Here is a 23,371-nt window from a genome sequence, read left to right as displayed (position 1 = left end):
TTGTAGTATTTTTGCAATAGTTAGATTAGTGTTATTTCAGCTATTTTCAGTCAACTCTTCTTTGATGAGTGCAATTCTTTCCTGCGGTTCTATAAGAGGGCAGTTAGCACACTTTTCATCATAAGGAGGAATGAAAGTATATAAGCAGCAAGTAAGTCGAACTGTAACTTGGGTAGGTAAACCCGGTTCATTGAGTTGTTCGGTGCGTACCAAATTGTAAAGGGGATTACGACCCGGCATTACTGAACTGTAAGGTTGTTCATACAAGACCGAGTAATCTGTTTCTATTGCTTCTGGGCTAGTACACTTACTAAGTTCGGCAAACTGTCCTTCAGACGCGTTAACCGCATTACCCCACATAGTTTTTTTGGAGAGTTTGGTTAAACTATGAACGCGGTCAATCATTGGTGCTAAATTTTGTTGAAACAAGCCAGTGAATACGGCTTGGTGTAAAGCATCAACGCTGTTGACTATTTTTCCTGGATAGTTTTTGGGGATTGGGATAGGCGATCGCTTAGGATAAATTACAGTACGGCTGAGATCGTGAAACCATACTGCCTTTGGTTGACCGTCTTCCAAAACAAAACTTATATTTTCAACAGCAGCATCAAGTCCTACACCCGCCCAAGTCATCAAAGCTAAAACACCTGGTAATGTTGTCCAGCTGTAAACTTTGTTCCAGATAGATGCAGCAATGCGAATATCTTGAGTTCTTTCGTATTCAGACCTTGCTTTTATAGCAGATATAAGCCTTTCTGGTTGTAAGTAATCGTTAAGTGCGATGACCTCAGCACCATCAGGAGGCTGAGTCAAGATCATGCAGTCACTGTAGAAACTATTTAAAGTATGTTGAGCATGTGTAAATATTTCTTCTATAAAATTACACTCATTAGGGATAATTAGTGGTTTTGGCATCTCTAAACTTCCTTATAACTCAAACTTAATATCCCTTTAAGAGGCTTCTAACAAATATTTAACAACGTCATCTAAAATGGCATTTGCTGATAGGACGCTGCCAAAAATCCAGTAACCAGAATCAACAGTGTATACCCTATTTTTTTTAACTACATCTAACGTTTGCCATAAAGGACTATTGCTATATTTTTGAAAATTTTCTTCTGCACCTGGGTCTAAAGCTATAAACATTGCATCTGCTTCTAGCAAGTCTACACGTTCTAAACTAACATTCTCATAACTTACATTTGAATTGCTAACTTGACGCTGTGCAAGGGGAATAGATAGTTTTAGTTCCTCTAAAATACTAACAGGGAATGATAATTGGCTAAGAAACTGAGTGAATTGAATATCTGTATAAAATCGCATTACCGAAACTTCTTTTTGTCCAAGTTTTTGAGCAAAAGCTAATTTTAATTTTTCAATCCTTTGTTGATATTGTTCTAGTGTTTTTTCTGCTTCGTAACTTTTATATACTATTTCAGCTATCTGTTTGAAAGTTTCTTTCCAACCAGTTTCTGTATAAACTATTGAAATTGTTGGGGCTATTTGAGAAAACAATTTATATTCTTGAGGATTAATTGAAAAACCTAAAATTAAATCAGGATTTAATTGTACAATCTTTTCGATGTTTATCTGGCTTTCCTTGCCTAAATAAGTAATACCATCGATTTTATCCTTCAATATACGTGCTTTATTCCCAACTCGGTTTGAGATTGTTGTTGCTATTGGTTTTAAGTTCAAAGCCACTAATGATTCTAAACTTTCTTGGTCAGTCACAATGATCCGTTGGGGATTGAGAGGAATACAGCTTTCTCCTAACTCATGCTTAATTTTTCGGCATTCTGATACTATTGAATTTACATTTGATGAGTATATTTGTTGAGGCAAAAAATTATAGCAACCCTTAAAGAGCATTACATTCAGGGTTATTATCAAGAATAATTTGATTTGTTTATACCAGCGTTTATTTATCATTGTGTACTTTAGCAATAACTGTGGAAATTAACTAGTCAGACATCCTCTAATAACTTTTTCTTATTAGTACACACATCGATGTTCCGACAACTGGGTCAGCAACAACACGACACTCTGAGAGCGATCGCGGTAATATGACAGTCTGAACCACTAAATGTTCATAGGAACCATCAAAGATGATAAGGGGTTCCAGAATCTTGTTTTTTGTTGTACCCAGCATGGCACTGTACACTAAGAAATTTAGCAGGAGCAACATTCCAAGAATCAGGCCTGCTAATGACGAGATTTTTTGTATACTCCAGTTTCTGGGTAATGCTGTGGTTGCTCTTGTCATTATCTTATAATCGAAAAATCTATTTATTTAAGTAAGTTAAATGTGCTTTATTTTACATTTAATTTTTGGTATCTTAATTGAGAATTTTATACATTTATCAAGCGTCTAAGCGAAGTCTTTTCTACCAATATTTAGATTAACAGCTTGATGTGACTGTAAAGCTTCAAGATTATACTTTATACTTATTAGTATTTTTTTTCAACTATTTTTGGACTTGTATCAATGGAAAATAAAGAAATACCCCTACATACCTTGCCCAAGCTCTTGCTTTTTGGTTACTCATACCTAAGTCGTAAGCTAGCAAGCAAACGCTATGAAACCCATTTGACATATAATTTCAAGTCCGGTTAATCACTTATGATTAGTGCTTTTTCAAGAAACACTTGACGTAAAGCCTATGTAGAAAGGGTTTAATAATTGGAATTCAATCTCTCCCTCTTGAACATAAAATGATTTATTTTCTCTGGTGTGCTGATGGGGAGGTGTACCGCTACCAGGTGCAACGATTACCTCACAAAGCGCATAAGCTTCCCCTGTCTCTTCACCAAGAGGTCTTGACCAAAGTAGTAAGAACGAGCTTGATTAGGTTACACAAAAAGTCCGTTTTGATGAATTGTCATTGCAACTACTCTCCTTTTTTAGTTGGGTTTCGTGTCTCAACCAATCTACACAAGCCCTATATTTCATTCCATTCGCTGGAAATAGTCGCGCCAACTTGCGGGTAAAGCTTCAAGTTGAGTGGCGCGGTGAACTAACTCTGGATTGTCCTGCTCACGCACATAAAGTTGAGTAATATTGGCAACCGTGATATTGTTATCATCCCGGCTCACTAACTCTAAAGTGTCTCCGGCTCCAACTTCGCCCTCTTGTAAAACACGAAAGTAAAAGCCGGTTCGACGACTTGCGAGAAATTGTTTAACCATATCCGCTCGTCCAAAGCGAATTCCCAGTTTGTAGCAGGGTAGGCGAGGCTGTGTCACCATTAATGTTACAGTGCCGATACGAAAGCGAGAGCGCTATCGCGCACACTTCGTGAACGCCAATGTTCACCTCGTCTTCTTTTAGCCCAGTGGTTGTGAAATTTTCACCAAAAATGCCTAGTGGCAACTCTGTGTCAGGCAATTCGCCTCGCCAGTAATCGTAATGCTCGAAGGGGTATATATAAACTGCTTTGTCTGCTCCTCCATGAACGGTTAAATCAGCCTGTCCATCACCGTCTAAATTAAGCGATCGCACCATGACGCGATCGCTAACTGGCTCTTTAAAGATTCCAGTTGTAACTGTTTTCCCTTTCCAGATCACTTCACGGGGAAGCCCTACGTTAACAGAGATGAGTTTCATTTTCATATTTAATGTTTATTGTCCTAAGAGAATTGCTATGTTCTCGTAGCATAAAATTCGATTAACGTGAGATTTGACGGTGCTTTGACTGATACTTAAATTAGTGCTGATTTTTAAATTACTTCTGGATTGCTCATCCGCTCTACCAAACTAACTTTGGCTACTTTCATTATTTTTTCAATTGTTCTAAATAAACAGCAACCTCTATCATAATGCTGTTACATCTTTGTTAAGAATAGTTACAGCTTCTTAACACAAGGAAATATGTCTTATGGCAGTCTCACTTAATAATAATGCACAACATCAGGTTGTAATTGTTGGTGGTGGCTTTGGTGGACTGTATGCAGCAAAGGCTTTGAATGCAGCGAATGTAAATGTTACTCTCATTGATAAACGTAACTTTCACCTATTTCAGCCGCTTTTATATCAAGTTGCCACAGGTACGCTATCACCTTCTGATATTTCTGCACCATTGCGGTCTGTATTTAGCAAAAGCAAGAATACAAAGGTGTTATTGGGAGAAGTAAATAATATTGATCCAAAAGCGCAACAAGTTATTTTGGGTGATGAAGTAGTACCGTATGATACATTAATTGTTGCCACAGGTGCTAACCATTCCTATTTTGGTAAAGATCACTGGGAAAAAGTTGCTCCTGGTTTGAAAACTGTGGAAGATGCCATAGAAATGCGTCGCCGGATATTTGGTGCATTTGAAGCAGCAGAAAAAGAAACCGATCCAGAAAAACGCCGTGCTTTCTTGAATTTTGTGATTGTGGGGGGTGGCCCGACTGGGGTAGAATTAGCAGGTGCGATCGCAGAACTGGCATACAAAACTCTCAAAGAAGATTTTCGCAGCATCGACACCTCAGAAACGAAAATTTTACTATTACAAGGGGGCCCTCGCATCCTCCCACACATGGTGCCAGAGTTATCGGCATCAGCAGCAGTATCTTTGCAAAAGTTGGGTGTAGAACTCCACACTCACACCAGGGTGACAAATATTGAAGGTGATATTGTTACTTTCAAGCAAGACAATGAATTTACAGAAATTGCCTCAAAAACTATATTGTGGGCAGCAGGTGTTCAAGGTTCCCCAATGGGTAAAGTCTTAGCAGAAACTACAGGTGTAGAGCGCGATTACTCTGGGCGTGTAATTGTAGAACCTGACTTGTCTATCGAGGGTTATGACAACATTTTCGTAATTGGAGATTTAGCCAACTTCTCCCATCAAGATGCTAAACCTTTACCTGGTGTTGCACCCGTAGCTAAACAACAAGGAGAGTATGTAGGTAAACTAATTCAACGACGGCTTCAAGGTAAGACTTTGCCACAATTTAATTACAACGATGTGGGTAGTTTGGCGATGATTGGGCAAAATTTAGCTGTTGTAGATTTAAGCTTAATCAAACTTACGGGTTTCATTGCTTGGGCCTTTTGGCTATTAGTTCACATCTACTTCTTAATCGAGTTTGACACTAAATTACTAGTAGTATTTCAGTGGGCGTGGAATTATATCACTCGTAATCGTCGCTCTAGATTGATTACAGGTCGAGAAGCTTTTGTAGAACCAAAAACTGTTAATGATAGGGTGCAAGAACCTTCTGTGACACCTCTGTAACTTCAGGTATCACAGCATTCGTCAACGATGCTACAAAGTGTTGACGATAAAACTTACGGTAGATCCGACAGAACACTCAGCACTGCCAAATCAGACCATCTTACCCGTACAAAGATACTCGATAGTACTCACAAGCTAGGCGATCGCAGATAACACCGCAACAGTTCAGGAATAGGAGCAAACAAAGGCAAGTGCTTACTTTTCTAGCCTTTGGGCAGATAAAGGAAAATCGAGACAGTTGGCCATAGCAAAGCTAGTCTAAAGGAGAAACTTCAAAAACAAAAATCAGTGACACAAAACTCTAAAACAGGCGCAGCATTTATTACAGGTGGAACTATCGGAGGTGCTGGTGTTTCCGCAACGGTAGGCGGGATGGGACTAGCAGGTGGATTTGGTGCAGTTGGCATTGGTACAACTCCTGTAGTTGGTGCTGGCGCTGTGGCTGGTGCAGCTGCTTATGGCGCTTTTAAAGCCATAACAAAAGGAGATGCCGCGGCGATCGCTACAATGGGAATTGGTGCAGTCGGCGGTGCTGGTGTGTATAGCGTCGTCGGTAGTATGGGTTTAGTTGCACCTAAAGTAGGGCTGGCGTTTGGCATTGGTGCAGTACCGATGGCGGGAATTGGTGCAGTGGTGGGACTCGCCGCCTATGGTATTGCCAAACTGTTAGATGAATCTGAAGTTAGCGAAACTCCAACACAGCTTTTTGAGCGAATGGAAGAGAAAGTTTTGCTGATGGATGCTTATTCAGAAGCAGTGATGGAATTAGAAGCATTTTTATTTGGTGAGGATCTCAACCAAAAATTTGCTGTTTTGGCGGTGGAAGATGAGTTACAAGCACTCAAGGCTGAATTCAAGGAAAAATCAGAATTTGTTACCCCTAAAACTTTTACTCCCAATATTGAACCAGAAATAATATCTCTGACAACCCAGCTACCTGAAACTTGGAGATGTGTACGCACACTTAAAGGACATCTAGCGGCAGTTAATGCGATCGCTATCAATCCTGATGGTACTACCTTAATTAGTGGCAGTGATGATAGACAAGTTAATTTGTGGAATTTGAAAACCGGAAAATGGCTTTACACGTTTTCTGGACAAGCAGAAGCAGTTTTATCTGTTGCTATCAGCCCTGATGGAAAGCAAATTGCAAGTGGTAGTGTCGATTGCAAAATTACCAGTTGGCAGATGGACACAAAAAAATTTCTCCATACATTCTTTTATTTAAATGCCTGTAGTCATAATGGTTTTGTTAACTCGATTGCCTACAGTCCTGATGGCGCGATTCTTGCTAGTGGTGCTGCCGATAAAACGATTAGAATTTGGGGACGCTACACGGGAACAGTAAAACGCACCTTGAATGGACACTCAGATGCAGTTTTGTCTATCACCATCAGTCCCGATGGTAAAATCCTTGCAAGCAGTAGCGCTGATAAAACTATTAGGCTTTGGGATGTCAAAACTTGGCAACAGCACTGCATTCTCACTGAACATTTAGAAGCAGTAAATACAGTTGCCATCAACCCTAACAGTCAAACTCTTATTAGTGGTAGCACAGACACCACAATAAAGCTGTGGAATCTCCAAACCGGAGAATTACTTGCTACTCTGACTGGACACTCAACGGCGGTTTTGTCTGTTGCCATCAGCCCCGATGGAAAAACCCTCGCCAGTGCCAGCAGAGACGGTACGATCAAACTTTGGAATCTCCACACAGGGGAACTACTACAAAGTCTTTTAGGGTGTAATCCTGTTGCTTTCAGCCTTGATGGCAAGACGCTGGTAAGTGGCGGTAATGGCGGAAGCATCAAGATTTGGAGTCAAATGCAAAGCTTTAAGCAATTTACTCTCGACTCTGGATTGTCTGGGGAATGGTGGGAAGTCTTGGGCGTAAATCAGAGCGAGCATCCCAAAGATGTCAAATTTGCTTATCTCCGGTTAGCAAGACAGTATCATCCTGATGTTAATACTTCTGCGATTGCACAAGTCTCAATGCAAGCAATTAATCAAGCTTATAAAGAATTTCAGGAGCAGTTAAACGCTCATAAATATATTAACGTTGATAAATAAATTACCAATCAAATTAAACTGACAGTGCCATGTTTGACAACAAGCTACTCAGTGTCTACGCACTTCTCCTCTTTCTCTGCATCAGACTTACAGAAATTTTTAGGTAATTAAACCATACTATTAAACCATACTGTAGAGTTGCACGGCTATGCGACCTTACCGAGGATTGTAATTCAATTAAATAAAGATTGCTATAAGAAATTGCTATAAGCATTAATTCTGTTTTGTTTACTATTGTTGGAATTACTCCTATAATTTTCCCATTCCGTCTGCCCGCAGGCTAAAATATACAACTCTTTAGAAGTATTGACATCTTAAAATTTTTAAGCATTTATCTTGCATATTCTGAAAAAACGTTATAAATTATTAGATTATAGGGGAATAATCTGACCTATTCGTGTCAAAAAGTAATCCGGTGCAAGTAAATATACTGCAACTAGTTTTAACTTCACACAAACCACAAACAGCACTGAAGATATATTTTTTTGGTAAAGCGAAGATTCCGGGCATACAAGGGAATAATAAATAATCTAAAAATATATCTTGTATGACTGTTTTGGAGAATCATGTTACTACTTGCGATGAAAAAAACAACTATAATTCATCAAAAGAGTAATTGATTATAAGGAAATTAATCTAGCAATAAATCTGTGTAAATGTCAGCAGATTTATTTTTTGTTAGTTGATTAATTTATCGGACAATTATATTTGCTATTCAAAGAATGGTTTTTGTTATCCTGAAAATAGCAAAAATAATAAATGAAGACGCCTCTACCACAAATTCAAAATCCAAATGGAGTTATTCTGGCGATGCACATAAACGAATTGGAAACTACTGAGAATTTAAAAGAAGTGGATGAAGCGTGGCAAGCACTCGAAAAATCAATTCTCTACTATCAAGGCCGCCCTGTTGGGACGGTAGCCGCTTATGATGCATCTGTAGAAGCGCTCAATTACGATCAGTGCTTCGTCCGGGATTTTGTCTCTTCCGCTTTAATTTTTCTGATCAAAGGTAGAACAGATATTGTTCGTAATTTCTTAGAAGAAACCTTAAAGTTGCAACCTAAAGAAAAGGCATTAGATGCCTATAAGCCAGGACGAGGATTAATACCAGCTAGCTTTAAAGTGGTATCAGACAATGGGCACGAATATTTAGAAGCAGACTTTGGTGAACATGCGATCGCTAGAGTTACACCTGTAGATTCTTGCCTATGGTGGATTATTTTATTGCGTGCTTATGTAATCGCCACAGAAGATTTTTCTCTAGCCTATCAACCTGAATTCCAAAATGGAATTAGGTTAATCATGGAAATCTGCTTGGCAAATCGTTTTGATATGTACCCAACGCTGTTGGTTCCAGATGGTGCTTGTATGATTGACCGTCGTATGGGCATTTATGGGCATCCTATAGAACTACAAGTTCTCTTTTACACGGCATTGCGTGCATCTCGTGAACTGCTAGTTTGTCAAGGTAATTACGATATTGTTGAAGCCATTGATAACCGATTGCCTCTTTTATGCGCTCATATTCGCCAGCATTATTGGATAGATATTAATCGTCTGAATGCAATTTATCGCTTCAAAAGTGAAGAATATGGCAAGGCTGCTGTTAATCTGTTCAACATATATGTAGATTCTGTTCCCTATTATGAATTAGATAAGTGGCTGCCAAAAAAAGGTGGTTATCTAGCAGGTAATGTTGGCCCATCGCAGCTAGATACTCGCTTCTTTTCACTCGGAAACTTAATGGCAATCATTTCCGACTTAGCCACCGAAGAACAGTCACAAGCAATTATGACTCTCATTGAGGAACGATGGGATGACTTAGTGGGAGATATGCCAATGAAAATATGTTTCCCAGCTTTGGAACATGAAGAATACAGAATTGTAACTGGATGTGACCCCAAAAATATACCCTGGTCGTATCATAATGCTGGTAGTTGGCCAGTTCTAATGTGGATGTTGGCAGCAGCGGCGGTAAAAACTAATAGAACAAGTCTTGCACAAAAGGCGATTCAAGTTGCCCAAGGACGCCTCAGTACAGATGAATGGCCAGAATATTACGACGGTAAGAAAGGGCGATTGATTGGCAAACAAGCTAGAAAATATCAAACTTGGACAATTACTGGGTTTTTATTGGCAAAAGAATTGATGGCAAACCCTACATATTTACCATTAATCAGCTTTGGAAAATTACCAGCAGAACAAGTTTCTAGAGCATGTGAGTTTGAAATCGCCAGTGTAGATCCGTATCTGACTCGATAAAGAAGTTGGGAGTTGAGAGAGACGCGATTAATCGCGTCTGTACAAGAGTTGGGAGTTAGAATACAAAAGCCTCCTGACTCCTGAATCTTGTTTCTTTCCATGACAAACCCCCGTCAACTAGCTTTTATCGCCCTGCGAGATGTTCATAAGGGGGCTTATGCTGATGTTGCCCTAGATCGAGTGCTGCAAAAAGTTAACTTGCCTGATAACGATCGCCGCTTGCTGACAGAATTGATTTATGGGAGCGTCAGAAGGCAACGCACTCTTGATACTCTCATTGACCAACTCGCCAAAAAGAAATCTCATCAGCAACCACAAGACGTCCGCACCATCTTACATCTAGGCTTCTACCAACTGCGTTATCAAGAGCGTATTCCCGCCTCAGCTGCTGTCAATACCACCGTCGAACTCGCTAAAGAAAACGGTTTTTCTGGACTCACGGGTTTTGTTAACGGTCTATTACGCCAGTATCTTAGAAAGGCAGGGGGAGCAGGGGGAGCAGGGGGAGTAGCGGAGAAAAATTCATTGTTGCTCCCCCAGTCCCCAGCCCCCGATGTTGATCCGTTACAGCTTCCAGAAAACCCTGTGGAACGCTTGGGTATTTTACACAGCTTTCCTGACTGGATTATTCAAGTTTGGTTAGAACAATTGGGTTTGGCTGACACAGAAAAACTGTGTGAATGGATGAACCAATCACCAACAATTGACTTACGCATCAACCCACTTCGCACTTCAATTGAGGAAGTTGAAACAGCTTTGCAATCTGCTGGTGTTTTGGTAAGACGCATTCCTTATTTACCCCAAGCTTTACGATTGATTGGTAATGCTGGATCAATTCAAAAACTACCGGGTTTTAGAGAAGGTTGGTGGACTGTACAAGATAGCAGTGCCCAATTAGTAGGTCATTTGCTCGACCCTCAACCGGGTGAGGTGGTAATTGATGCCTGTGCTGCACCAGGAGGTAAAACAACCCACATCGCTGAGTTAATGGGGGATAAAGGGAAAATTTGGGCTTGCGATCGCACTTCTTCTCGTCTTCGCAAACTCCAAGAAAATTCTCAACGGTTAAATTTACAATCTATTCAAATCTACACTGGCGACAGCCGCCACTTCAACCAATTTCAAAACACCGCAGACCGTGTATTACTCGATGCCCCATGTTCTGGTTTGGGAACCATGCACCGTCACGCTGATGCGCGTTGGCGACAGACACCAGAATCTGTCCGAGAACTTTCGGTGTTGCAACAAGAATTATTAACACATACATCAACTTTTGTCAAAGCTGGTGGTGTACTAGTTTATGCCACCTGTACATTACATCCAGCAGAAAATGAACAAGTAATTTCGGCATTTCTAGCTAAGTCACCTGATTGGCAAATTGAGCCTCCGAGTGGCGTTGATCTACCTGATTCTGCTTATAACACGCCTCAAGGTTGGTTTAAAGTCTGGCCCCATCGACAGGACATGGATGGCTTTTTTATGGTGCGCTTAAGAAAAACCAATAATTCCGAGTGAATACTGTTTGGGATTGTACGATTTGGTAGAGGCCTGAATCTACCAGAGGAGGCAGCAATGGTTTCCCCTTCCAATGTGAAAAACTTAGTTAAAATCCTGATTGGAGCAGCCTGGATTGATGGCAGAATCCAGCCAGAAGAACGGCAATATCTCCGCGAAATCGCTCAAGCAAAAGGTTTAGCTAACGATCCAGAAATTAAGCCTTGGCTATACGAATTAGTTCCTGTAGAGCCAAAAGAATGTTATGACTGGGTGCGGGAGTATTTAGGCGATCGCCCCAGCCTTGAAGATTGTGAAAATTTGATTGAAGCTATCAGTGGGTTAATTTATAGCGATGGCGAAGTTGCCGTCGAAGAAGCTAGACTCCTGACGGAATTGCAAGATATAACCAAGCAGAATGACTCAACTCAACCAGCTCACACTCTGCTTCTCAAACAAATTCAAAAGCTTTATCGCCGTTGGGTTGAAGTGCAAAATTAACAAAGAGTTATGAGTTATGAGTTGCCAAGACGCGAAAAATTGTGTCTTTAAATAGATGATTTTTAAGTTTGGCAATTAAACTCAGCACTCATGACTCTTACTGCTTATGACTTCGGATCACCCAGACCCGGAGTTTCTTCTTTATCAACCTTAGGCACAAAATCAGGACGCTCTTTGCTTTCCCAACCTGCGGGGCGTTTCGAGTTGTACCAAGCTATTGATCCAATGGTGACAGCAGCAATAAAACCAACGACATACACCAGGGTGAAAGCAAAAGGAAAATGAGTACCATTTGTTGCGATTGAATCCGCTGCCTGCATTAATATATGCATGAGTATATTCTCCAATGTTAAATGAGACTACTTTACACACTATAGAATGAGCGTATCATTTAACATCCCCCCGTAGTTTAGTTTGAGCAATATCATATTGCAGAGAAAAGGGCAGGAGGTAGGAGGAGACAAAGGAATAAGGGGATGAGGAGAATAATAACCAATCCCCCATGCCCAATGCCCATTTCCTCATTCTTGAGGAGGTCTAAGTCTATCCCGCCAGGTAGGCTGTGACGATGAAGAACCGGAACTATTTCCGAAAGAGGAAGATCGCCGACTTCTTCGAGGTGCGGGAGAATCTGATTCTACTCTTCTAGAGCGCCGCCGGGGACGAGATGATTCAGAAGAAGAGTTACTGGAACTTGATGCTTCGGTGCGATCGCGCCTTCTCCGTCTTGGGGTATAATCACTCGATTGCTGTTCTTCTTGAGAATATCTCCTCCTCCTACGTCTCCTAGATGAACCACTTCCCTCAGAATTTCTAGCACTTTCCCCTTCTGAGTCATCATTAGAGGAAATCGAACGATTCAGCACTTGTTTGGGTTTGATGGACTGGGCTTTGATAGTGCCTTTACGACCTTCTAACTTGGGTCGTTTGGGGAATTTTTCTACAGGCATCCCCTCTACCGCTTTTTCCATAAACTCGTGCCAGGTGTAAGCCGCACTACCACTGCTACCATTTGTGGGGTGGTTATCATCGTTACCTAGCCAGACTCCTGTCACCATCTGAGGAATGTAACCAATAAACCATAAGTCACGGGCTTCGTCGGAGGTACCAGTCTTGCCGGCAACTGGTCTATTACCTAACTGAGCAGCAGCACCAGTTCCCGCTTCGACGACGTTGCGTAGCATCCAAGTCATGATGGCGGCACTGTCAGCATCAAGGGCCCGTTTAGACTTGAAATCAGCTGACCAGATTACGTTACCTTGGCGGTTGAGGATGCGGGTAATACCATGAGGTTCTGTGTGCAATCCCTGAGTTGCAAAACTGCCATAGGCACTGGTCAATTCCAGCAGATTGACTTCATTCGAGCCTAGAGCTAAGGAGTAGGTGGGCTTAAGTTCAGATTTTATCCCCATATCATGGGCAAGTTTAATCGTTGGCGTAAATCCGACATCAATCAACACCTTTACCGCAATAATATTAATAGAGCGGGTGAGGGCATCTCGGATGTTCATTGCACCCCGAAATCTTTCACTATAGTTTTTCGGTTCATAGCCATCTACAACAAAGGGCGCATCCTGGTAGCTATCGTATGGGCTTTTGCCGCTAGCGATCGCAGTGGCATATACAAACCCTTTAAATGTCGATCCTGGCTGCCGTTGTGCCTGGGTAGCTCGATTAAACTGGTTTTTACTAAAGTCTTTTCCCCCAACCATTGCCTTAATTTCGCCGTTACGGGGGTCAATGGCCACCATTGATCCTTGCTTAAAGTTTTCCCAGCGTCCTTGATTTCGCAGCGTTTTAGCAACCGCCTCTTCTGCCACTTTCTGCAAAGTCGGGTTGAGCGTGGTTTCCACCACTAGCCCCCCATTTTCTAGCACTTTAGGAGAAACGTACTTCGGCAATTCTTTTTGGATGTAGCTGGTAAAGTAGGGTGATTCTACTTGCATTCGCTTGGGTAAGCTGCTTTTGAGCGTTAATGGCTCCTGAATGGCTGCTTGTCTTTGCTCTGGCGTAATTATTTTATCTTCTTGCATCCGTAGCAATACTAAGTTACGCCGCCGGATTGCCGCTTCGGGATTTTTGTCTGGGGCATATAAGCTAGGCGCAGGAGCTAACCCAGCAATCGTTGCCATTTCCGCGAGAGAAAGTTGGTCTGGCGATTTACTAAAGTATACCCGGGCTGCATCTGCCACACCGTAAGCGCCACCTCCCAAATAAACCAGATTTAGGTAACGCTCTAGAATCTGATCTTTGGTTAATTCTTGCTCCATTTTTTGTGCAAGGCGGACTTCTTTGAGTTTGCGCCAGATTGTCTGCTCTTGTTTCAAAAAGAGAATCCGCGTTAGCTGTTGAGTGATGGTGCTTCCACCTTCTACCACACCTTGCGATCGCAAATTATTCAAACCTGCTCTGACAATCCCTTGCGGATCAACTCCATTGTGTTGCTTAAATCTTCTATCTTCTGAGGCGATGAAAGCTTTTTTTAAATTATCTGGTATTTGTTCCAGCTTTAGCTGTTCTCTGGCCGCTTCACCTTGTTGTTGTAATATGGTGCCATCCGCAGCTTTGATGGTCAGCGTTTGTTCTCTAACCACGGCATTCAACTCCGCCTGATCTGGCAAAGTCCGATCTATTAAACCAATGCCGTAGATGAAGGCAACTATCCCACCACCCACACCCAAGCCTGCCCAAAACCATAAGCGACGATAGAGTGGTTTACCGCCAGTTGTCTGATTGGACTTAATCCTTGATGGTAAAATTTTCATTTGCTCAGTAACTGCCTCGCCTGCGCCAGATGTGCTGGTGGTAAGCTCTCATTTGTTCCTCCTTGTCCAGAGTCACTCAAGTTGGTTGATCTTTGCTTGAACCAGGAGGTAAGCTTCCCCACGTCAGTTCCTCGCTAAAATTAGTAACTATAACTACCATCAATCAACGTTGGGGTTATAGCACTACCTTCGTGTTAGTATAATATCCTATAAATAATTAACTAAATTCATCATAAAATAATGTTTTTTAGATTTGTTGAATTTAGTTTTGTAAAACTACTGCGATGATAACTGTTGGGAATATAAAAACTATTGACATTTTCTGGGACAGGTACAGGGAAGTATCCGCAAAGACAACCCGAAAAAGACTTACTTAAGAAGAGTGCGATGCATGTTACTGGCTATGCCGAAGCAGAGCTAAGACGAAGTGCCGTTGCTCTTGGTAGTAATATGGGCGATTCGCAGAAAACTTTAGAAGCAGCTATACAAATTTTAGCCCAAACCCCAGGTATTTCCTTAGAAGCCAGATCCAATTGGTACCAAACCAAAGCCGTCGGGCCACCACAACCAGATTATCTCAATGGCTGTGTCACATTGCAGGTAGAAATACTACCTCACCAGTTATTAGATATTTTGTTAGGAATTGAACAACAATTTGGGCGTGTGCGTCAGGAACGCTGGGGACCGCGAATCCTGGATTTAGATTTGTTATTATTTGATGACATTATTTTAGATACACCAAATCTCCAGATTCCCCACCCACGAATGCGGGATCGCGCCTTTGTGTTAGTACCACTGGCAGAAATTGCCCCAGATTGGGTAGAACCAGTTTCCGGGTATGTTATTAAAGAGCTGCTGAAAGAGGTAGACTGTTCAGATGTACATTTATGGATGGGCAATTAAAATTACCATCCTTAAACGCAGAAGAACGCTGATTTGGCCTCTGTATTCACAGATAATCAGAATTATACTATGCCATTAGGTAGAGAATTACCACAACTACTAAAACAACGCTTGTTTTATAAAGGACGCAAGTTTGATTTTGAAGTGAATCGCTTGCGTTTGCCGAATAAATCCGAAGGAGAATGGGAATGTATTCGTCACCCTGGTGGTGCCCTAGCTGTGCCAGTAACGCCAGAGGGTAAACTTATACTCGTGCGCCAATATCGTTTTGCAATTCAGGGACGGATATTAGAATTTCCGGCGGGAACTTTGGAAGGAAACGAAGAACCTTTAGAGACAATACAGCGTGAAATAGCCGAAGAAACTGGCTATAGTGCCCAAAAATGGGACAAATTAGGCGAATTTTTCTTAGCTCCCGGCTATTCTGATGAGATTATCTATGCTTTTCTGGCGCGAGATTTAGAAAAGCTGGAGACACCACCACCACAAGATGGAGACGAGGATATCGAAACTGTGTTTTTGACTCCCGAAGAATTAGAGAAAGCGATTTTTGGGGGAGAGATGGTAGATGCTAAATCAGTTTTTAGCTTTTTTCTGGCACGTCCGTTTTTAATTTAATACCAATGTGCTGCTAAAGTTAGCGATGCCTACGGTGCAGGCTTTAAGTCTGCTGACGAGATGATCGTGATACGTCGAATATGCCCACACAATAGAGCGATAAATCGCTCACTACAAACAAAAGTCTTATCTTAGATTTAATTACATCTACCTACTTAGCGCTTCTCGTTTGAATGAGAAGCGCTATTTGTTACCTTGGCTAAAGTGACAGAGAAACTGACTTAGAAGCAAAGTTATAAGAGCATGACAGGAACAAGCCTAAAACTCCTAAATATATGTCTCTATGCAAGACGCATATATGTTTCATAAAGATGATAAAAATTACAAACTTTAACAGTGCTGGTAAATTAACTGCTCTTTTGTTCCTGATAACTCTTTTCCTCACGCCTTGTGTGATTGTAAATGCAGGCGAACGTGGTGTATTGATGAAATTTGGCGAAGTACAAAACCAGATATTAGGAGAAGGACTTCACTTAATTATTCCTGTAGTCAATACTGTGAAAAAGTTGAGTATTCGAGTTCAAAAAAAAGAGATTTCGACTAAGGCTTCTTCTAAAGATTTACAGAATCTTTTCGCCGATGTTGCTCTCAATTGGCATATTATCCCCCAGGAAGCAAATGTGATTTTTCAATAAATTGGAGATGAACAAGATGTAGTTATACGGATTATTAACCCATCAGTTTAAGAAGTACTAAAAGCAGTCATAGCATGGAGAAACGTAATAAATTAAATTAACTGTTGGAGAATAAAATGGGAGAATCAATAATCTTCAACTGAATTAATAGCATAATCAAGAGAGTATAAACTGTTGAAGAAATTAAACCTGTGAATAATTCTTTTTTGAGATTATGCTCTTGAGGTTCTTTTTGAAAAATGTCCTTAGAACCGAACTGCATCAAGAGAATTCCCACAATATTAGAGAGCCAGTATCCTATAATTGAACAAGGTAGAAGTAATTTTGGGGAAAGTAAACTACATACATACCCGAAACCATAAGCTATTGGCAGATTGAATAGTAGGTCATTCCACCAACAAAGTGGTGACAACAAATATCCCAGTACTAGAAAGAATCCACCTCTGAGTTTTTTGAAAATGTCTTTTTTGAACTCCTCTGGAGTAGACTGTTGTAACTCCTCCAAGGCTATATCTTCTGTAACATTCAACTCTTGACTAACGTTTTGGACGCTTTTCATAAAAAATCCACTATTCCTCTCGTCTTAGTGTAGTTTAATATAAAAACTCAACCAAAGTCTAGTACAGGAGTGATAACATTTTGGCTTTTTGATGCTGAAAGCTTTAATAATGAATAGTTTCAGCAAAATATTAGAAAGCAGATTATTTGTAAAACTGTACCAAATCAGGCTTGATTAGACAAGTTGCTCAAACCTCTTGTTCTATACAATCTCATAGGTAATTTTTGTCATCTGCAACTTAACAACATCTGATTTCTACCAGAGATGCATGAGTCAGTTCGCTATATTCCAGAATCAGGGTTTTTCGTTCGGTATCTGAGCGCGATAGAAAGATTTATACACAATTTATATAATCAATGCTATTTATCGCTCAATAAGTTGCAGAAAATATATGTTTTTAAATGGTATGCACACAATGAGAGCCAAGACCCATACTGTGAATAGCCAGAGCTTCATTAGGGAGAGTGCATGTTAAATCAATACGGTTCATTTGTTGGTTGGGTTGAACGAACACGAACAGCGTTCCGTCGGTAAGTGATACCCAACAAACTCTGCAACAATTAGGTTTCGTTCCTCAACCCAACCTACACATTTTTATTTTTTGGGCTTAACCGAACCATATTAGATGTTGAGTAGTAAAATTTTTATGTTTTTGCATATAGTCGGGACGGAAATTTGAACTAATAATAGCTACAATAAAATTATTGAGGCATCTTAATAGGAGAATGACAGATTTAACTCCCAATAACACGTTTTTAATAGTAGGAATTGTTTTTGTAACGATTGCTGTTATTGGGCAATCTAAACTAGCATTTATCGAAATTAATCCCGGTTGTTTTGGCAGACTTTTAGCTCTATTGATTGGTATTTCGAGCCTGTTGTACGCCTTGGGTTTACTCAATATTTCAACTGGAACCTTTGATTTATTAAGAACTTCTCTGACAGAACAAATTAAGCGGAGTATAAGTTCAATAAATGAGCTTTTACAAGGGTCTTAACATATCTTAAAAGCTTTTTCAGGGTGCATTTTAATAATTTTATGTTAAGGGGAAAGGTTAATTTTCCCCTTTGTTTTTGAGAATATTTCTAATAATATGCTCCGATAAGGCTGTAAATCAGGCTTGCCATTACTAATAAAGTAACAGTTATATAGATAAAATCTCGCTGTACTAGGAAAGCCAATAGAGAAATAAAAACACGAACAATTGGAGTAGCAATTAATAATAACAGTCCAAGTTGAATAATGCCGCGATTGCTACCTGATAAAACTGCTTTCACGACACCTACTGGTGAGCGAAATTCCAATGGTTCTACCCGAAAGAAGTGATATTCCGCAGGTTCAGTACCGTGATGAATTAAGTAGAGTATGCCCCCTAGCAAAACGACAGCACTAGCTATCAGAACGCCGTATTTCATGAGGTTACTGAGCAAATATTCCAATTGCTGCTCATTTGATGTTTTGGTGACATTTTTGTTAACATTAATCTCACAGTTATTAGGCAATTGTGCCACTGTGCTAGCAGGCTGTTTTAATTGTTCGATATTAGATTCTGGATCTCCCGGTGGTAAAGTTAGTGTAGCCACTTCACTATCTGCTTGTGCCAGTAATGCCCAGCGAAAGCTACTATTAAATTTATACATTTTACAGCCCCCCTATTAAACTGTTGTAGACCATCTTCAAAGCCATTACCACTAGCACAACACTGAAGAGAATTCTCAAAACCTGTGTTTTCGCGCCTATCAGAATTCGTGCGCCCAAGAAAGCACCAGGTAATACCCCTAACATCACCGGCATGGATAGTCCCGGATCGATGTAGCCTCGTGCTAGATAAACTCCAGCTGATGCTGCTGCTGTCACGCCGATCATGAAATTGCTAGTGGTGGTAGAAACTTTGAAGGGTAGACGCATGGCTTGATCCATCGCCAATACCTTGAATCCCCCGGAACCGATACCAAGTAACCCAGAAAGCACCCCAGCTATTAACATCACACCAAATCCCATTGGTACTGAATGAACTTGATAAGACATCAGCCCCTCTGGAGTTGGATAACTGCTATTGAGTTTGAGATAATTTGCGATGGGATCTGCTGCTTCATTTTCAGGATGTTCTATTCTGGGTCGTTGTGAAAGGTATGCTGAATAAATCAGGACGATCGCTAGCACGAGAGTTAGAGCTTTCACAGAGATAAAAGTAGCAATCATTGCTCCTGCAATCGCACCAATAGTTGTCGCTACTTCTAAAAACATTCCCAATCGCAAATTGGTATAGCCTTTTTTTATATAAGTAGATGCTGCACCCAAAGAGGTAGCAATTACAGATACTAGTGAAGCACCAACGGCGTATCGAATATCAACGCCAAATACTGAAGTTAATAAGGGCACAATTACTACTCCGCCTCCTAGCCCAGTCAGCGCCCCTAACAAGTCAGCGCTAAATGAACCAATCCAAATTAATAATGAAAATTCTAAAATAGTCAAATTTAATTCCTCTTTTTTTAGATGTATATCAAAATGCCAAAATTTTTTTTGTATTCTTTAGAACTTAATTGTCAAATTTACTACTATCTACAGATATAGCTTTTCTTGCTTGGGTATTCAAGAGCAAGAAGCCGGGAGGAATTCTAACCCCTAACTTCTCACTCAAAAGTTCGATTAAACTTCATGAAATTGGAACTAATAAATTAATATTAGACGCTGGTATTTTCGTAGGTGCAATTACAGCAAAAGATTGTGCCAGTACTTCCGAGAAAGACAATCTAGTTTACATAGGAATGAAAAATAATGTAGAGACTTAGAGGATGTTTGAAAAGTCCTCTTCACGGTAACAAAACGTTTAGATCCCCCTAAATCCACGCCAGTTGCTCATGGGGGAAACCCCCAAGACCGCACTGGCTTCCCTTAAAAAGGGGGATTTTGAAGGGCTTTTGCCCCCACTTTTTAAGGGGGTTGGGGGAATAAATGAGTGCCTAAAATCACAGCCAACTACTTTTCAAACAACCTCTTAGCACTGCTAGGTCTTTATAAGGGTTCTGAATAACGCATATTTAATTTCTGGATATTTCTAGTGGTTTGTTAAAGCTTACAAACACTTAAAACTAGCTTGACGAACTACTACACACATAATGTTACTCCTCAGTTATCAACTTTCTTTCTTCAGGGAGTAAAGTAGTTTCATCTTCAGGGCGTTCATCATCTACGGTTTTAATTTGAGTTATATATGGTTTGATAATTAGACTGACACCAACTGTCCAACCTAATGCAACCATCCAACCTGCGAGAACGTCACTGGGAAAATGAACCCCCAGATAGAGACGACACCACGCAATAGCTATTACATATAAGCTGCCGAATATAAGAACCAACCAGCGCCAAGAGCTAGCCCAAGTTAAGAATAGCAAAATTGCTACCAGAGTTATACTCGTCATGGCATGACCACTGGGAAATGCAAAACTATACTCAGGTGCAATAGACTGCCACAATTGTGGACGCACTCGATGCATTAATTCCTTGGCTGTGCGGTTGATGATCACACTTCCCAGTGAGGCGGTGAGTAAATAAGCTAGCGATCGCCAGCGTTTTTGTAGTAATAATATTAGTGCGATCGCACCTAAAATCGGTATCGCCGTCCAAGGCAACCCAACTATAGCTAGGGTGATAGCTAAAACATCTAATTGTGGGTTGGCTGTAGAATGAACTGCTAACAGAATAGGCACATCCCACGGAAAGCCAGCTTGATACTCCCATAACTTTACTGTTAGGATTTCAAATACCTGCAAAGGTAAATATACTCCTATTAAAAGGAGTAATAGCGATCGCCAACGAGCAATCAACAGGTTTTTGAGAAAAGAAAGCGGTGACTGACTTTCTTTATTAACTGTTTTTACTTTTTCCATATCTGAAGTTAAAAAGAATGATCAACGACTTCACTGATTACAAATTACTGGAATCTTGAGAAGTTCCACAATGTTTACAATACGGCAAATGTTTATAAGTAAGATTATGACAGTTTTGACATTCCATATCTTGATAATAACCACAGTAGGGGCAGTAAGTATCAAGATGTCTAATTTTCTTGGCGCAATTTACACAGCGTGATTTTTGGACTCTGTTAGCTGCCTGGACTTTAACATTAAAGACAACTTTCTGAAAAAACTGGATAATTCCAAAACCGATAATGGGAATCAGCAAGATATAAACATAATTTATCAGGAAAAGCAAACTGCCAAAAAGGGTACTAATAATCTCAAAGAGAAATTGAAATATTGCGCCTATTTGCAGAAATTCAAATATTTTAACGATTAGTGGGATAAAAAAGATGACTAGCAAATGCCAGCTAATTAGGGAGATGAGTCCATATCCTCTTCCTTGGGCAAATTTATTAACTAATAAGGCAAGGATAATTAGCGGTACAAGAAAGAGAGATTGAAAAGCAAGCTGGATACTTAGATACCAAAATGATGCCTGTTGATAGCCTTTGTCAACTTCCTTGAATTGATTTTCATCTTTAATAAAGGTTATAAAATTAATGCTTTCTGCTTTAGCAAGCAGTTCATTCTTAAGAGTAGAATTTTCTTGTTTAAGAGTAGAGATTTGGCGATTATTTTGTTCTAATGCTTGTTTAGCCTTTTCAGCACTAACTTGATTAATTGATTGTTCACGACTCTGACCTGCAATTTTTTCTAAAAGCGTTGAGTCATACTGTGATTTAATAGTGTTATTAGATTGTTCAAGCCTACTAATTTTTGCTTGTTTCTGCTCAATAGTTTGGATGATTTGCTGCTTTTCAGGATTGTTAATCTTATCTTTGTAATTTGCATATTGCAAGCACGTTTTAGAAACCTTACCCAGATGTCCTGCTTCGGCTTGTTGATAGTTTCGCTCAAAGCTGAGTTGATTACTGGTGTAAGGTGACAATGAAAGTCTAAGAATTTCATAGTCTTTATCTTGAGTTTTTTTTGTCCGGTAATTTTGCCACTCTGAATAACATGGATAAGCCTCAGTCGGACTGAGATGCCATCTGCTAATATCATCGAGTCCTGTAAAAACATTAATTAAGATAAAAATATCAATTAAAATAATGACAATCAAACTCACTTTGTTGAGTGGTTCGTTGTTTATTGTCCTTGATCTACTAAAAAATTGACTTAAAACTCGGCGAATTCTGGCAAACATATTGTCTTTTAAATAAATGGGAATTCAATCCGAATCAATTTTATCTGATCAGTAGTAAATAAGTGGGCAAAAATACATCTACCCATCTGAAGATTTGTTAACTGCTGACTTTAAATTTGATAGAAGTAAGTGGGCGCCAAATAATTAGAAGATTGACACAGCAGCGCCAAACGCGCCAAGGCCAATCGGATAAATGGTATTTAGAGAAAGTGATTTATAATTTGGAATGCGATCGCGTTACTAAAACTTTAAACAGAAAAGTGGCGGTGATTGACCCTTGATCCCTTCAATAATGATCTTTAAATACGTTGTAGGGGCGCACAGTTAGCTAGCTGTGTGCCCCTACAATCTAAACCCTATTTAGCAGCGAAGTAAGCTTCTAATGCTTCAGAACCACCAATTAATTTACCATCGATAAATACTTGGGGGACTGTTGTCGCACCTGTAACTGCTCGTAAAGAGCGTGTGGTAATATCCTTACCCAAGGTAATTTCTTCGTAGTTAATGCCATGTTCGTTGAGCATCGCCTTAGCACGGGCACAAAAGGGACAACCAACTTTTGCAAACAGAGAAACGAGTTCGGGCTTCACTGCTTGGGGGTTGATATATCTGAGCATTGTCTCAGCATCAGACACCTTAAAGGGATCTCCTGGCTCGTCTGGTTCAATAAACATTTGGTTAATTACACCATCTCTTACCAGCATAGAATAACGCCACGATCGCTTCCCAAATCCCAAGTCTGATTTATCTACCAGCATACCCATGCCTTCAGTAAATTCACCATTACCATCGGGAATTACCGTGATATTTTCTGCCTCTTGATCCTTAGCCCATTCGTTCATCACAAAGGCATCATTCACAGAAATACAGATAATGTCATCGACACCATTTTGTTTGAAAACCCCAGCTAATTCGTTGTAGCCAGGGAGATGAGTTGATGAACAAGTCGGAGTATAAGCACCTGGTAAAGAGAAGACAACTACTGTCTTACCAGCAAACAATTCATCGGTTGTCACATCCACCCACTGATTGCTCAGGCGAGTATGAAAAGTGACATTAGGAACTCTTTGTCCTCTGCGATTGGGGAACATAATTTTGCTTGCCTTTAATAATCAAGTCCAGTCATAACCTATCATGGGAGAACTGGTATAGTGTAACTATCA

At 40.3% G+C, this 23,371-nt stretch carries 21 protein-coding genes and 2 pseudogenes; 10 read left to right on the top strand and 13 right to left on the bottom strand.

Annotated features, from left to right (window positions below; genetic code table 11):
- Positions 1-36: 36 nt before the first annotated feature.
- The 5 genes from H6G97_RS09695 to H6G97_RS52315 form a co-directional block, all read right to left on the bottom strand.
- Entirely contained in the window at positions 37-915 is an 879-nt protein-coding gene (locus H6G97_RS09695; RefSeq protein WP_190940407.1) for a ferric iron reductase, read from the bottom strand.
- A 36-nt stretch (positions 916-951) separates the two neighbouring features.
- Positions 952-1,734 (bottom strand): iron-siderophore ABC transporter substrate-binding protein, encoded by a 783-nt coding sequence (locus H6G97_RS09690; protein ID WP_338421645.1) that lies wholly within the window; start codon positions 1,732-1,734, stop codon positions 952-954.
- Between the two features lie 244 nt (positions 1,735-1,978).
- On the bottom strand, positions 1,979-2,188 hold the full coding sequence (locus H6G97_RS52325; protein WP_242054871.1) for a hypothetical protein: 210 nt from the start codon (positions 2,186-2,188) through the stop codon (positions 1,979-1,981).
- A 761-nt stretch (positions 2,189-2,949) separates the two neighbouring features.
- Positions 2,950-3,249, bottom strand: coding sequence for an MOSC domain-containing protein (locus tag H6G97_RS52320; protein WP_338421644.1), 300 nt, complete (start codon positions 3,247-3,249; stop codon positions 2,950-2,952).
- Positions 3,182-3,607, bottom strand: coding sequence for an MOSC domain-containing protein (locus tag H6G97_RS52315; RefSeq protein WP_338421643.1), 426 nt, complete (start codon positions 3,605-3,607; stop codon positions 3,182-3,184). The genes H6G97_RS52320 and H6G97_RS52315 overlap by 68 nt, the downstream gene beginning before the upstream one ends.
- Before the next feature lie 271 nt (positions 3,608-3,878).
- Here H6G97_RS52315 and H6G97_RS09675 point away from each other — a divergent pair, with 271 nt between their 5' ends.
- The 6 genes from H6G97_RS09675 to H6G97_RS09655 all read left to right on the top strand — a co-directional run bounded on the left by H6G97_RS09675 (position 3,879) and on the right by H6G97_RS09655 (position 11,555).
- Positions 3,879-5,225 (top strand): NAD(P)/FAD-dependent oxidoreductase, encoded by a 1,347-nt coding sequence (locus H6G97_RS09675; protein WP_190940406.1) that lies wholly within the window; start codon positions 3,879-3,881, stop codon positions 5,223-5,225.
- 27 nt (positions 5,226-5,252) lie between these two features.
- Complete coding sequence (locus H6G97_RS54705) at positions 5,253-5,378, top strand: hypothetical protein (protein WP_277883277.1); 126 nt, start codon at positions 5,253-5,255, stop codon at positions 5,376-5,378.
- A 135-nt stretch (positions 5,379-5,513) separates the two neighbouring features.
- Positions 5,514-7,295 (top strand): DnaJ domain-containing protein, encoded by a 1,782-nt coding sequence (locus H6G97_RS09670; protein WP_190940405.1) that lies wholly within the window; start codon positions 5,514-5,516, stop codon positions 7,293-7,295.
- A gap of 810 nt (positions 7,296-8,105) precedes the next feature.
- Positions 8,106-9,560: a glycoside hydrolase 100 family protein gene (locus H6G97_RS09665; RefSeq protein ID WP_190940438.1), complete on the top strand. Its 1,455-nt coding sequence runs from the start codon at positions 8,106-8,108 to the stop codon at positions 9,558-9,560.
- Positions 9,561-9,659: 99 nt separating this feature from the next.
- Positions 9,660-11,075 carry a 16S rRNA (cytosine(967)-C(5))-methyltransferase gene (locus H6G97_RS09660; protein WP_190940404.1) on the top strand — a complete coding sequence of 472 codons (1,416 nt, stop codon included), beginning with the start codon at positions 9,660-9,662 and terminating at the stop codon, positions 11,073-11,075.
- A 57-nt stretch (positions 11,076-11,132) separates the two neighbouring features.
- On the top strand, positions 11,133-11,555 hold the full coding sequence (locus tag H6G97_RS09655; RefSeq protein WP_190940403.1) for a tellurite resistance TerB family protein: 423 nt from the start codon (positions 11,133-11,135) through the stop codon (positions 11,553-11,555).
- Positions 11,556-11,659: 104 nt separating this feature from the next.
- Here the strand turns inward: H6G97_RS09655 and psb35 are convergent, their stop codons facing one another.
- Complete coding sequence (gene psb35 / locus H6G97_RS09650; protein ID WP_190940402.1) at positions 11,660-11,887, bottom strand: photosystem II assembly protein Psb35; 228 nt, start codon at positions 11,885-11,887, stop codon at positions 11,660-11,662.
- Between the two features lie 189 nt (positions 11,888-12,076).
- Positions 12,077-14,442, bottom strand: a pseudogene (locus H6G97_RS09645) (transglycosylase domain-containing protein).
- A 265-nt stretch (positions 14,443-14,707) separates the two neighbouring features.
- Here H6G97_RS09645 and folK point away from each other — a divergent pair.
- From folK to H6G97_RS09630, 3 genes and pseudogenes are all read left to right on the top strand, one after another.
- Entirely contained in the window at positions 14,708-15,223 is a 516-nt protein-coding gene (gene folK, locus H6G97_RS09640) for a 2-amino-4-hydroxy-6-hydroxymethyldihydropteridine diphosphokinase (RefSeq protein ID WP_190940437.1), read from the top strand.
- Between the two features lie 69 nt (positions 15,224-15,292).
- Entirely contained in the window at positions 15,293-15,841 is a 549-nt protein-coding gene (locus tag H6G97_RS09635; protein ID WP_190940401.1) for an NUDIX hydrolase, read from the top strand.
- Positions 15,842-16,152: 311 nt separating this feature from the next.
- A pseudogene (locus tag H6G97_RS09630) lies at positions 16,153-16,524 on the top strand (SPFH domain-containing protein); the annotation flags it as partial.
- 49 nt (positions 16,525-16,573) lie between these two features.
- Here H6G97_RS09630 and H6G97_RS09625 read toward each other — a convergent pair.
- Entirely contained in the window at positions 16,574-17,035 is a 462-nt protein-coding gene (locus tag H6G97_RS09625; protein WP_190940400.1) for a DUF7980 family protein, read from the bottom strand.
- Positions 17,036-17,760: 725 nt separating this feature from the next.
- Here H6G97_RS09625 and H6G97_RS09620 point away from each other — a divergent pair.
- Positions 17,761-18,033: a hypothetical protein gene (locus tag H6G97_RS09620; RefSeq protein WP_242054870.1), complete on the top strand. Its 273-nt coding sequence runs from the start codon at positions 17,761-17,763 to the stop codon at positions 18,031-18,033.
- Between the two features lie 88 nt (positions 18,034-18,121).
- Here H6G97_RS09620 and H6G97_RS09615 read toward each other — a convergent pair whose 3' ends face one another.
- From H6G97_RS09615 to H6G97_RS09595, 5 genes are all read right to left on the bottom strand, one after another.
- On the bottom strand, positions 18,122-18,676 hold the full coding sequence (locus H6G97_RS09615; protein WP_190940398.1) for a DUF1634 domain-containing protein: 555 nt from the start codon (positions 18,674-18,676) through the stop codon (positions 18,122-18,124).
- A 1-nt stretch (position 18,677) separates the two neighbouring features.
- Positions 18,678-19,514, bottom strand: a complete 837-nt coding sequence (locus H6G97_RS09610; protein ID WP_190940397.1) for a sulfite exporter TauE/SafE family protein — start codon at positions 19,512-19,514, stop codon at positions 18,678-18,680.
- Positions 19,515-20,161: 647 nt separating this feature from the next.
- Complete coding sequence (locus H6G97_RS09605) at positions 20,162-20,929, bottom strand: phosphatase PAP2 family protein (protein ID WP_190940396.1); 768 nt, start codon at positions 20,927-20,929, stop codon at positions 20,162-20,164.
- A gap of 37 nt (positions 20,930-20,966) precedes the next feature.
- Positions 20,967-22,208: a hypothetical protein gene (locus H6G97_RS09600; protein WP_190940395.1), complete on the bottom strand. Its 1,242-nt coding sequence runs from the start codon at positions 22,206-22,208 to the stop codon at positions 20,967-20,969.
- Between the two features lie 356 nt (positions 22,209-22,564).
- The gene (locus H6G97_RS09595; protein WP_190940394.1) at positions 22,565-23,299 is read right to left on the bottom strand and encodes a redoxin family protein; all 735 of its coding nucleotides are present in this window, start codon (positions 23,297-23,299) and stop codon (positions 22,565-22,567) included.
- Between the last annotated feature and the right edge of the window lie 72 nt (positions 23,300-23,371).

The organism is Nostoc flagelliforme FACHB-838, assembly GCF_014698065.1.
Lineage (GTDB): Bacteria > Cyanobacteriota > Cyanobacteriia > Cyanobacteriales > Nostocaceae > Nostoc > Nostoc flagelliforme_B.
The sequence above is the reverse complement of the archived record's forward strand: the minus strand, read 5'-3'. Positions and strand labels throughout refer to the sequence as shown.